This is a genomic window from Syntrophothermus sp. (assembly GCF_013314835.1).
Classification (GTDB): domain Bacteria; phylum Bacillota; class Syntrophomonadia; order Syntrophomonadales; family Syntrophothermaceae; genus Syntrophothermus; species Syntrophothermus lipocalidus.
The window spans coordinates 1-12,309 of sequence record NZ_JABUEX010000037.1 but is presented as its reverse complement, the minus strand read 5'-3'; the positions used below and the strand labels follow the sequence as shown (position 1 = coordinate 12,309).

13 protein-coding genes are annotated in these 12,309 nt (G+C 48.7%); all 13 read left to right on the top strand.

The genetic code is table 11. The features are described 5' to 3' along the window. Positions 1–89: 89 nt before the first annotated feature. A complete protein-coding gene (gene queA / locus HPY90_RS11025; RefSeq protein WP_287194459.1) occupies positions 90–1,124 on the top strand; it encodes a tRNA preQ1(34) S-adenosylmethionine ribosyltransferase-isomerase QueA in 1,035 nt (344 codons plus the stop codon). A gap of 131 nt (positions 1,125–1,255) precedes the next feature. Beyond that, positions 1,256–2,374, top strand: a complete 1,119-nt coding sequence (tgt, locus tag HPY90_RS11020) for a tRNA guanosine(34) transglycosylase Tgt (protein ID WP_287194456.1) — start codon at positions 1,256–1,258, stop codon at positions 2,372–2,374. 28 nt (positions 2,375–2,402) lie between these two features. Continuing rightward, positions 2,403–2,660, top strand: coding sequence for a preprotein translocase subunit YajC (yajC, locus tag HPY90_RS11015; protein WP_013174932.1), 258 nt, complete (start codon positions 2,403–2,405; stop codon positions 2,658–2,660). Between the two features lie 21 nt (positions 2,661–2,681). Continuing rightward, positions 2,682–3,341 (top strand): HD domain-containing protein, encoded by a 660-nt coding sequence (locus tag HPY90_RS11010; protein ID WP_287194454.1) that lies wholly within the window; start codon positions 2,682–2,684, stop codon positions 3,339–3,341. 24 nt (positions 3,342–3,365) lie between these two features. Continuing rightward, positions 3,366–4,571, top strand: a complete 1,206-nt coding sequence (secD, locus tag HPY90_RS11005) for a protein translocase subunit SecD (protein WP_287194452.1) — start codon at positions 3,366–3,368, stop codon at positions 4,569–4,571. Positions 4,572–4,584: 13 nt separating this feature from the next. Then, the gene (gene secF / locus HPY90_RS11000) at positions 4,585–5,439 is read left to right on the top strand and encodes a protein translocase subunit SecF (protein ID WP_287194450.1); all 855 of its coding nucleotides are present in this window, start codon (positions 4,585–4,587) and stop codon (positions 5,437–5,439) included. Positions 5,440–5,909: 470 nt separating this feature from the next. Further along, entirely contained in the window at positions 5,910–7,085 is a 1,176-nt protein-coding gene (locus tag HPY90_RS10995; RefSeq protein ID WP_287194448.1) for a glycosyltransferase family 4 protein, read from the top strand. Next, positions 7,075–8,133 (top strand): hypothetical protein, encoded by a 1,059-nt coding sequence (locus HPY90_RS10990; protein WP_287194446.1) that lies wholly within the window; start codon positions 7,075–7,077, stop codon positions 8,131–8,133. The genes HPY90_RS10995 and HPY90_RS10990 overlap by 11 nt, the downstream gene beginning before the upstream one ends. 102 nt (positions 8,134–8,235) lie before the next feature. Beyond that, positions 8,236–8,562, top strand: coding sequence for a hypothetical protein (locus tag HPY90_RS10985; RefSeq protein WP_013174938.1), 327 nt, complete (start codon positions 8,236–8,238; stop codon positions 8,560–8,562). Between the two features lie 251 nt (positions 8,563–8,813). Beyond that, positions 8,814–9,371, top strand: a complete 558-nt coding sequence (gene cobO, locus HPY90_RS10980; RefSeq protein WP_287194444.1) for a cob(I)yrinic acid a,c-diamide adenosyltransferase — start codon at positions 8,814–8,816, stop codon at positions 9,369–9,371. Between the two features lie 308 nt (positions 9,372–9,679). After that, positions 9,680–11,365, top strand: a complete 1,686-nt coding sequence (locus tag HPY90_RS10975) for a methylmalonyl-CoA mutase family protein (protein ID WP_013174940.1) — start codon at positions 9,680–9,682, stop codon at positions 11,363–11,365. A gap of 26 nt (positions 11,366–11,391) precedes the next feature. Then, complete coding sequence (locus HPY90_RS10970) at positions 11,392–11,796, top strand: cobalamin B12-binding domain-containing protein (RefSeq protein ID WP_013174941.1); 405 nt, start codon at positions 11,392–11,394, stop codon at positions 11,794–11,796. Positions 11,797–11,801: 5 nt separating this feature from the next. After that, positions 11,802–12,309, top strand: a 508-nt coding sequence (locus HPY90_RS10965) for an ArgK/MeaB family GTPase (protein WP_502707208.1), incomplete at its 3' end; no start/stop codon positions are given.

The window sequence follows — 12,309 nt, the reverse complement described above, 5'->3', positions numbered from 1 at the left end:
GTGACACTTTTAAGTGTCATGGGGGCTGCGTATATCTGGGTGCATTGAGGATTGTATTTTGGTAGCCAGGGGTGATAAGGGTTAAAGTTATGGAGATATACAACCTAGAAACTTATCAATACCAGTTACCGCCGGAACTGGTAGCTCAATACCCGGTTCAGCCTCGCGACCACTCCCGGCTTTTGGTGGTGGAGCGGGAGACAAGAAGATTTCGAGACCATTATTTTTTTGAACTCGCAGAATACCTTGGAGAAAAGCATGTTCTGGTCCTCAATGAGACCAGGGTTATTCCGGTTCGTCTCAGAGGTATCAAGGAAACGGGAGCACATGTGGAAATCTTACTCCTGCGCAAGGTTGGTGAGGATTGGCAAGCCTTGGTACGCCCTGCCCGTCGCTTGAAACCCGGGGCGGTGATTCAGTTTACCTGTGGAGCAAAAGCCGAAATTATTCAGGAATTAGGCTTTGCCGGAGGTCGGGTTATAAGATTTCAGGGGGTAAGCGACTGGTACGGTTTTCTTGAGAATGAGGGGGAGGTTCCGCTTCCTCCATACATTAGCCGCCCTCCTACCGAGCAGGATAAGGAAACATACCAAACGGTTTATGCTGCCCGCCCAGGTTCGGCCGCAGCACCTACGGCTGGTCTCCATTTTACCGAACAATTATTGACCAGGCTTACTCAACAGGGAGTCGAAGTGGTCAAGTTGCTCTTGCACGTCGGCCTGGGAACCTTTCGCCCAGTCGAAAGCCCGGATATACGCCAGCACCGGATGCACCAAGAGTACTATGAATTGGGAGAACAGGAAGCTGAACGCTTGAACGATGCCCGGGCTGCGGGTAAAAGAATCGTAGCAGTTGGCACTACAGTAGTGAGGACCCTGGAAAGCGCGTATGAGGAGAAGCGTGGCTATGTACCCCGCCAGGGGTTTACGGATTGCTATATCTATCCGGGGTACCGCTTCAGGGCGGTAGACCAGCTTATAACTAATTTTCATCTCCCGAAGTCGTCGTTACTAATGCTGGTTTGTGCCTTTGCGGGAATAGATCTTACGTTAGCCGCCTACCGTCACGCAGTAGAGAATCGCTACCGGTTTTTTAGTTACGGGGATGCGATGTATGTTATTTAGCCCGGTAATCGCCGACCGGCTTTTTTGAGAAAAGCAGCAGTGATGTTCTCTCGATAAGTTAGTTTCTTGATTTATCAAGCGACATATAAAGTAGTGCCTTGGATTCTTAAGATATGAGTGTGGGGTGTAAGATGTTTGGTTTTGTCATAAACAGGAAATGTTCGGCAACAGGAGCTCGCTTAGGGGTTCTATCCACTCCCCACGGGGTTTTCGAAACTCCCATGTTCATGCCAGTCGGAACTCAGGCAACGGTTAAGACCCTGATTCCGGAAGAACTGTACGAGATAGGAACAGGGATCATCCTTGCCAACAGTTATCACCTGTATCTCAGGCCAGGAACCGAGATCATACATATGGCAGGAGGGCTTCACCGTTTTATGAACTACCGCAGGGGAATTCTTACCGATAGCGGCGGGTATCAGGTCTTTAGCTTGGCCCCCTTGCGGAGAATAACCGACGATGGTGTGTATTTCAATTCCCATATCGACGGTTCTCGCCACTTTCTGAATCCAGAGAAGGTTATTTCTATTCAAGAAGACCTGGGAGCGGATATAATTATGTGTTTTGACGAATGTTCGCCCTACCCGTGCAAGTATGAAGAAGCGAGAGAAGCTGTGAGTAGGACAACCAAGTGGGCAGAGAGATGTTTACAGGCACACCGGAGAGAGGACCAGGCCTTATTCGGCATCGTGCAAGGCAACGTATATGAGGATTTAAGGATTGAGAGCGCCGCGTCGTTGGTATCCTTGGGATTTGACGGGTACGCCATAGGCGGTTTGTCAGTAGGGGAACCGAAGGAAGACATGTACCGCATCATCGAGGTCATGAACACAGTGTTACCAGAAGATAAACCGCGTTATCTCATGGGAGTAGGCGCGCCGGAGGACTTGGTGGAAGGCGTAAAAAGAGGAGTGGACATGTTTGACTGCGTGCTACCTACCCGATTGGCGAGGCACGGTACTGCTTATACCTCGCGGGGAAAACTGGTGATTAGAAACGCGGAGTATCGTGATGATTTTCGACCCTTAGACGAGGAATGCGGGTGCTATGTCTGCCATAATTACACTCGGGCTTACCTTCGCCACCTGTTCAAGGCCGAAGAGATCTTGGCTTTAAGGCTTTTGACTTACCACAATATTTACTTTTTGATTAAATTGATGGAGAATATAAGAAGCGCAATTCAGGAGGACAGGTTATTGGTCTTTTGCGAAAGGTTTTTGGCCAGGTATTCAGAGCCGAGCGGCAACTAGGCCGAGAGTATCTTTAGGAGGGGTAGATTTGGAGTGGAAGGGGTTGGCCGCGTATATACTAACTTTCTTAGTCGCGTTTTATTTACTCATCGTTTTACCTAGGCAGCGGCAAGAAAAGAAGCACCAGCAGTTTATCGAGGATTTGAAGGTTCATGACAAGGTGGTTACCATCAGTGGGATACTGGGCGAGGTAAGAAAGGTTAAAGATACAACTATAATACTTAGAGTGGCGGAGGGTGTGGAATTAGAGGTGCTTAAAAAGGCGATAGCTTATAAGCAAGAGTAAAACAACAGGGGAAGAGGACATATGGTGACATTGGAGGAGGTAAGACAGAGCGCGATCGTCGATGCCTTTATCAGGAAAGGGAACGAACATCTGGGGGTGCTCGGGTACACGGATCACGGATACGATCACGTTACTCTAGTGGCAGAACGAGCTTACACCATATTGAAGAAGCTGGGAGTCTCTGAGAGAGAAGCTGAATTAGCCGCCATAGCCGGGTATCTGCACGATATAGGGAATGTGATCAACCGGGTTGGGCATAGCCAGAGTGGGGCCTTGATGTCATTGCACATACTGAGGGCTATGGGCATGCCGGCTGAGGAGATATCTGTAGTGGCGGCGGCTATCGGGAACCATGACGAGGGCAGTGGGCATCCCATAAACCGGGTAGCTGCAGCCTTAATCTTGGCCGACAAGTCTCATGTGCACCGTTCTCGGGTGAGAAACCCCGATATATCAACCTTCGATATCCATGACCGTGTTAATTATGCTGTAGAGGAAGCTACGCTCAGGGTCAACGAGGAAAACATGACCATCACGATGGACCTGGTGATAGACATTAACATATGCCCGGTCATGGAGTATTTTGAGATATTTTTAAGCCGCATGGTTATGTGTAGGAGAGCAGCTGATTTCCTGGGCTGCGAGTTCGAACTCATAATAAACGGGGCCAAGCTGCTTTAGCATGTCTGAGAAGGAGGAAGTGAAGTGAGCAACCGAACCGGTTTGATAAAACTGATAGCGATGTTGATAGCTGTTGGGATAGTAGCCTATGTAGTTTACCAGCCGATCATTCACAACCTCAACCTCGGTCTTGATCTCAGGGGCGGGGTACACGTAGTAATGGAGGCCAAAGAGAAGCCGGGCCAGAAAATAACGGATGACACCCTTAAGAAAACCGTCGGGGTTTTGCGTAACCGGGTGGACCGGCTCGGGGTGAAAGAACCGGTTATCCAGACCCAGGGAGATCGTAGGGTTATCATTGAACTGGCAGGGGTTAAGGATCCAAATGAGGCGATAAGGGTTATCGGCAAGACCGCGGAGCTGCAGTTTATCGACGAAAACGGCAAGGTGTGGGTAACGGGCAGGAACCTCAAGGACGCCAAGGCGGGTATTGACCAAGAAGGCCAGCCTAAGGTGGACCTGACTTTCGACAAGGAAGGGGCCGAGCTTTTTCGCAAGGCTACAAAAGAGAACCTGGGCAAGAGAATAGCCATTGTACTGGACAAAGAAATCATCAGCCAGCCGGTGGTGAGAAACGAGATTCCCAACGGCCAGGCCGAAATAAGCGGAGGGTTTGAATCGGCTAAGGATGCGGAAAACCTGGCGGTACTGTTGAGGTCCGGGGCTTTGCCAGTTACGTTGGAGATGGCTCAAAAGTGGACTGTAGGCCCAACCTTGGGCAGCGACTCATTAGCCAAGAGTATAAAGGCCGGGATAATCGGTTTGCTGGCGATATTAATATTCATGATCGGGTATTACCGGCTGCCGGGCTTTCTGGCAGACATTTCTCTGGTAGTATATTCGATGCTGGTCCTGGGAGTAATGGCTCTGGGCAAGTTTACGCTTACCTTGCCGGGAATTGCCGGATTTCTCCTGTCCATAGGTATGGCAGTGGATGCTAACATTATCATTTACGAACGTCTAAAAGACGAACTCCGCGCTGGGAAAACTCTTCTGGCGGCAGTAGATGCCGGGTTCAAGCGGGCATTTTGGACTATATTCGATTCTAACTTCACTACTTTGATAGCAGCGGTAATCCTTATGTACTTTGGCATAGGGCCGATCAAGGGATTTGCCGTGACTCTTGCCATTGGTATCGTGACCAGTATGTTTACTGCGGTGGTGTTCACGAGATGGTTGCTGAAGTGGGCGGCGGAGTCTTTCCGTAATCCCAAGTACTATGGAGTATGAGGAGGGGTTACTCATGAAGATTATAGAGCACAGAAAGTGGTTTTATTTGTTGTCACTACTCCTGATAATTCCAGGACTGGTCTCTTTACTGTGGCCGGGCCGCGGTCTGAATAAGGGTATTGATTTTACAGGCGGCTCATTGCTCAGGGTTAAGTTTGAGCAACCGGTTGAGGTTCAGCAGGTAAGAAGTGTTTTGGATAGTTTAGACTTAGGTGAAAGCTCCATCCAAAGGAGCGGGGATCGGGAATTCTTTATCCGTACCCGGATGCTGACCCAGGAAGATCGAGATAAACTCGTTACCCAGCTAGAAAAGCGGGTCGGGAAAGTTGACGTACCCAGCGAGGAATCGGTTGGACCTACCATTGGAAAAGAACTTACCATGAAAGCTGTATTATCGATATTAATTGCTTCGGTTCTTATGCTGGTATATATTTCTTTTAGATTTGAGTTTTCTTTTGGAGTTGGGGCCATAGTTGCTCTGCTTCACGACGTTGTACTGGTACTTGGTGTTTTTTCTTTATTCCGACTCCAGGTGGACGGGGCGTTTGTTGCGGCTATCCTTACAATTCTCGGTTATTCGATTAACGATACCATCGTGGTGTTTGACCGGATTCGGGAAAATCTAGGTTTCAAGAAAAAAGGAGACCTGGCTGAAACCGTTAACAAGAGCATCATGCAGACGTTGAACCGTTCGATCAATACCGTGCTCGCTGTAGTGTTTGTATTGTTGGCATTGCTGGCGTTTGGAGGAGAGACTATCAAAGTCTTCAGCTTGGCTCTGTTAATAGGGGTGATCAGCGGGTGTTACTCTTCCATATTTGTTGCCAGTCCCATCTATTACGACTTAAAGATGAGTGGAAGTCGTTGAGAGTTTGCCAGGTTTTGAAGGACAAAGCTTCGGAGCGTCCGATTTGTTCGGGCGCTTTTTCTTTTTGAGCTATTCGTGAAAGGGTTGTTGGGTTCTTGCTTCCAGTCTAATCACTTGCTATAATAAAGACAAACATGAAATTCTTACCGATATAGCTTCATGTGAATCTCATCTTTAAACGATTGCACTGCGGATCTGGAACGGAATTCGGAAGTGCATCCTCGTCAAGATGCATCACTTTTGCTCGCTTTAGTCAGGTGTACGATTTATAGAAGCTTTTGGCAAAGAATCATATTTAGCCCTATGGGAAGCATATGATAGATAGGGGTTTTTGGGTAATTACTTCTATAACGGGGGATAGTATTATTGATTATTCAAGAACTCTTGTCCAGTAAGACTTACCTAGCTTGTTTTATAAGTTAATGCGGTACCGCGCAGGTTAAGTCTTGTCCAAGAAAGGAGTGGTGTCGATGTCATTAATCAACCTGGGTACTTATCCCCCTAAACAATGTGGGATTGCATCTTTTTCTAAGGATCTGAGGGACAACCTCATAGCGGCCGGTGAGGAGGTAAAGGTCATAGCCGTATCAGACAGCGCTTATTCCTATGTTTATCCGCCAGAGGTGGTCTATAAGATCAGGCAGGAACGAAAACTGGACTATATAGACGCTGCTAAATTGGTAAACTACAATCCGGAAATAAAAGCTGTGCTGATACAACACGAATACGGTATTTTCGGGGGTTCAGATGGTGAATATGTGCTCAAGTTCACTTTTCACCTTCGCAAGCCGTACATTTTGGTAACCCATACGGTTTTGCCAAGACCTTCTGCTACGCAAAGAAGTATTCTGTCAAGACTGGGGCAGAAGGCGGCTGCGGTAGTATGTATGACCCGGCGTTCTGCCAACTGGCTGACCAGGGTCTATGGCATAGCTCCCGAGAAGATAGCGGTCATTCATCACGGGGTCCCTGTATTTGAAGAAAAGGACAGGGGCGAGCTTAAGAAAAAGTACGGGTTGGAAGGAAGACGCGTGATAACGACCTTCGGATTGATCGGTCCTGGAAAGGGTCTGGAAAATGGGCTTCTGGCTTTAGCCCGGGTAATCAACAGGCACCCTGACGTGCTGTATCTGATCGCGGGTGGAACTCATCCCATGCTCCTTAAGAGAGAGGGCGACAGGTACAGGCAGATGTTGGTGAGGATGGTAGCAGATCTGGGACTAGAGAATCACGTTAAGTTCGTTAACCGGTTCCTTGAGCTGGATGAGCTGGGAGATTACCTGTACATGACAGATCTGTACTTAAGCCCTTATCCTAACCGGGACCAGGCGGTGAGCGGGACTTTATCTTACGCGGTGGGATGCGGTCGGGCTGTAGTTGCGACTCCCTACGAACACGCATTGGAAATGTTGTCTGACGGCAAGGGCCTGGTGTGTAAGGAGATTAATCCGGAGGAAATAGCGGATCTGATGGATCGCGTTTTGTCAGATGAAGAACTAAGAAGAGACATGGAAGCAAAAACCCGGGAATTTGGAAAAACTATTGAGTGGCCTCGCATCGGTGAACAGTACGTTAGACTGGCCAATCAGATTGCCGGAGCCGGTCAGGGAGTTGCGGACGGCGAGAGGGTGGGGCATGGACTATAGACATGTGAAGACAATGACCGATGAAAACGGTATAATACAGTTTTCGGTCAACGGTGTACCTGACATAAGTAGCGGGTACACCGTTGATGATAATGCGAGGGCACTCCTGGTTGCTTTGAGTATGGAGGAAGAAGACCGGAAAAAGTATGCTCTGACTTACACCAGGTTTCTGTATAGTGCGCAGAGAGAGGACGGCACCTGGTGTAACTGGAAAATTGGGCAAAAGTTTATTCCGGACATCGATTCTGAAGACAGTATTGGAAGGGCGTTTCTGGCTTGTAGCGTAGCGGCACAATGCGATATAGAGGAAGTACATCGATTGTCGATAGAAATGGTCGTGAAGGCTCTACCCAACCTAAATAAGTTAAGCTTCCCGCGGTCAGTTGCCTACGGGTTGGTTGGAATAAGTTTTGGTATTAATGTATTACCGGGATACCGGGCTTACGTGGAGCTGGTTGCTAAGGAGTACTGTCAATCTCTTATCAGCCTGTACATGTCTCACCGCGGTCCAGGATGGAACTGGTTCGAAAACAAACTAACATACTGTAATGCTATACTCCCCCATGCTTTGTTGGCTTACTACCGGATGTCGGGGGACAAGAAGGCCTTGAGAGTGGCAGAGGATGCGATGAGGTTTTTAGGGGGAGCTTTGTTCAGAGAGGGATTTCTTGACATCGTTGGTAATAAGGGATGGTGGGTCAGGGGATGCGAAATGCCTCTTTATGACCAGCAACCGGTTGACGCTTGTTCCATAGCTTTGGCTGCGATGGAAGCTTATCAGATTACTGGAAGGGACGATTATCTTTGGATGGCTGACCTTGCACGTGCTTGGTACTGGGGCAAGAACCGTAACCGCATATCTCTTTACAACATTAAAACGGGTGGCTGTCATGACGCGTTGACCGAATACGGGATCAACGGCAACCAAGGAGCAGAGGCAGTAGTCTCGTTTTTGTTAACGGAACAGGCTTGGCAGAGGCTTCACAAAGAGAACCGCGAGCCGAAGGTCGATCGTGGAATTCAGGAAGAGGCTAAGCGGATTGTTTAAGGTATAAAGTGGATATAAATAAGTGGAACTTAATGAGATGTGTGTGCTATAATTAAATCTAAAAAGAGAAAGCCTAGCTGAGCGAGGGAGGAATTGAATATCATGGAGATCAAGCTTCCGATTAAGTTTCACGCCAACTACAAGGTGATCGTTCGGGACGAGACGGGAGAGAAGGCTGCGCGCTGCAACCGGGTGCTGGTCAGGGAGTTTACTCCTGCGGAAAAGGAGAGGTTCTTTGGCACCCTAGAAGAGTCCGAACGGCCTACCCACCAGGTAACCTTTCACGATTACGGATGTAAACGTAGTGCCGAAGGTCGTATTGTGGAGAACACTGCCGACAAGTTGACTATCGAGATTAGAGGCGGAAAACAATACGAGTTTTCACTTCTCCGACCCGGCGAAGAGAAGAATTTAACCGGGGCATGCTGATTACCGTTGACAGTTGAAAAGAATAATAGCTAAAATGTACTCAGATTGTTGGCGAACAGAATAATTATTAACCAAACAAAGCTTCGTTGAGCGACAGAGGGTATTTACGTGCTTTACGGTGGATTTATGTGTGGCTAGGTCATTACTTGCGGTAACTTTTTTGTCGGCGAGTACGGAATGATCAAAAAAAGGGGTCTGGGCATAGTCGAACGGCGTTGTTTTACCTCCATACAAGGAGGTGATAAAACACAGTGTATGAGGAGGAAAAAGAGGCTGTTCTGAAGAAATATAACAAAGGAATTGTATTTGTTTATACCGGCAATGGGAAAGGCAAGACCACGGCAGCTTTGGGATTAGCATTGCGGGCGCTCGGTCATGGTTGTAAGGTTTTTGTTGTTCAGTTTATGAAAGGTAGGGACTACGGAGAAGTACTGAGTACCAAGCAATTTTTGCCCAACCTGATCATTTATCAAAGCGGGCTAGACAGTTTTGTCATGAAGGATAACCCGTCTCCTGTAGATATCGAGCTGGCACGGCAGGGACTGGAAGTCGCAAAAAAAGCTATAACTTCTGGCGAATTCGATATGGTTATTCTTGATGAGATAAATGTAGCTCTCGACTTCAAGTTAGTACCCCTACAAGAGGTTGTAGAACTGATAAAGACCAAGCCGCCAGAACTGGACCTCGGTTTGACCGGTAGATATGCTCCACCGGAGATAATAGAACTAGCAGATCTCGTAACAGAGATGGTGGAGATTAAACACCCGTATCATCAAGGGGCTCCGGCTAGGAAAGGCTTTGAATATTAGTTTTTGGCTACTTGTATTTTACCTGTTGCATCAATTCAGGATGCGATTTTTGTAATGTGTGAGGGGGTGAAAAAGGCCGGACCGAGCTTAGGGGAGATTACCAGCAGTTATGAACTTTAGAAAGGAGGAGAGAGCCAGAAATACCGTCCGCACTTGTTTCATGTTATCTGACCAGGTAGCTTAGTGCTGTACCTGTCCACAATTGAAAATATACACTAAGCCGACTTGGCGAAGATACATCTAGAAATGACAAGCCGGGCAGATGCGATTTAGGTGTTGAGATTACATTATTTTGGGGAGGGAGTTAAATGTATTTTGCCAAGGAAGTACTTGATTCTTCCTCTGAACTGAGGAGAAAGTGGGAGGACGAGGTTCGGAGAGCTATTGAAAAGGCTCCCGAAAGCAAGCCGAGGTTTAGTACGGTTTCGGACCTCGAAATCAAGAGGATATACGGGCCCGAGGATATCAAGGATATGGATTTTGCTCGGGATGTAGCTTATCCGGGGCAGTTCCCGTTTCTGCGCGGCAACCAGGTTACGGGATACCGCGGTAAGGTCTGGACGATGAGAATGTTCTCCGGTATGGGCGACGCGAAGATGACCAATCAGCGCTGGCACATGCTGCTCAAGGAAGGGCAAACCGGACTCTCTACTGCTTTTGACTTTCCTACCTTAATGGGCTATGATACTGACCATCCCAAAGCCAAAGGTGAGTGTGGGAAGGTCGGGGTCGCCATCGACACGCTCGACGACTTCTTAGTGCTCGTCGACGGCATTCCTATGGATAAGATCACCACTTCTATGACCATCAATCCCCCAGCAACCGCGATATGGGCCATGTATTTGGCTGCAGGCGAGCTGAAGGGCATTCCTCTGGAAAAGCTTGGCGGTACCATTCAGAACGATATGCTCAAAGAGTTTATTGCTCAGAAGACTCTAATGTGCCCGCCTGAGCCCTCGGTCAAGCTCATCAGTGACACTATCGAATTCGGTACCAAATATGTTCCTAAATGGAATACAGTAAGTATCAGCGGGTATCATATCAGAGAAGCAGGAGCGACTGCAATACAGGAGCTGGCCTTCACTCTGAGGGACGGCATGGAATATGTTGAAGACGTCATCAGGCGCAAAGGCTTGCATGTTGACGAGTTTGCTCCGAGGCTGTCGTTCTTCTTCAATTCGCATATTGATTTCTTCGAAGAGATCGCCAAGATGCGGGCTGCCCGCCGGATTTGGGCTAAGGCCATGAAAGAACGTTACGGCTCCAAGAACCCGCGGTCCTGGTGGATGCGGTTCCATACCCAAACCGCTGGTTGTTCATTGACGGCTCAGCAGCCATACAACAACGTAATAAGGACAGCTTGCGAAGCGCTAGCGGCGGTCCTAGGTGGAACTCAGTCCCTGCATACCAACTCGCTGGACGAGGTTTTGTGCTTGCCGTCGGATCATGCGGTTGAAATAGCACTCAGGACTCAGCAGATCATCGCTGAGGAGACCGGTGTTATCAATACTATCGACCCGTTGGCAGGTTCTTATTTCGTGGAAGCTCTAACCAATGAAATGGAAGAGAAGGCTTGGGAATACATCCACAAGATAGACGAAATGGGCGGAATGATAGCTGCCATCGAAAAAGGATTCCCGCAGATGGAGATTGCGGATGCCGCCTACAAGTTCCAGCTGCAGATCGACAACGGTGAAAAGATAATGGTGGGAATTAACAAGTATGTGAAGGAAAACGAGGTCATAGACATTCCCATCGTGGAGATCGATGACGCGCTGGAACAAGAGCAGGTTAAAAGGACACAAGAAGTACGCCGCAGACGCGATAACCGGGCAGTCAAACAGTGCTTGGAAGACTTGAAGCAAGCGTGTATCAAGGGTGAAAACGTAATGCCTTATTGTATCGCTGCTGTGAAAGAGAGAGCTACCGTTGGAGAAATCTGCGACGTTTACCGCGAGGTGTTCGGCGAGTACCGCGATCCTGGACTGTATTAGAATGGTGCTGAGGGAGGGAATATTTGATGGCAGAGAGAAAACTTCGCGTTATGGTAGCAAAGCCGGGTTTGGATGGACACGACCGCGGGGCTAGAGTTCTGGCAAGGGCGTTCAGGGATGCCGGTTATGAGGTAATATATACCGGTTGTCACCAAACTCCTGAGCAGATCGTAGCCGCAGCTATTCAAGAAGACGTAGATATGGTCGGTTTGAGTTGTCTTTCGGGTGCCCATAATCACTTGTTTCCGGCAGTAGTCAAGGGGCTACGGGAAGCGGGAGTCAATGACATACCGGTAGTCGGTGGCGGTATTATTCCCGACAGAGATTTTCAGTTTTTGAAAGACAACGGTATAATCGAGATATTCACACCAGGGGCGAAACTGGAAGACATCATAAAATGGATTAACGAAAACATCAAACCGAGGGCGTGAAGCTAATGGAAAATGTTCAGAAAGTGCTGGCGGGAGACGTTCGTATCGCCTCCCGCCTGATTCGAAACCTTGAGGACAATATACCAGGGGCCAAGGAGACGGTAAAGAAGGTATTTCCATACACGGGGAAGGCCCACGTGGTAGGGATTACCGGTTCTCCGGGGGCAGGAAAGAGCACGCTGACCGATGGTATCATAGCTTCGGTGCGGAGGAAAGGGAAGACGGTAGGGGTTCTGGCAGTAGACCCGACCAGTCCTTTTACCGGAGGGGCGATTCTGGGGGACAGGTGCCGGATGCAGCGGCACGCCGAGGACCCGGGGGTATTTGTGAGGAGTTTAGCATCGCGGGGAGCGATGGGGGGATTGTCGAAGGCGATAGGGGACAGTATACACGTACTGGATGCGATGGGAAAAGACATGATAATAGTCGAGACAGTAGGAGCGGGGCAGCAGGAAGTAGACATCATCAACCACGCTCACACCGTGATAGTGGTGCTGGTACCGGGCATGGGGG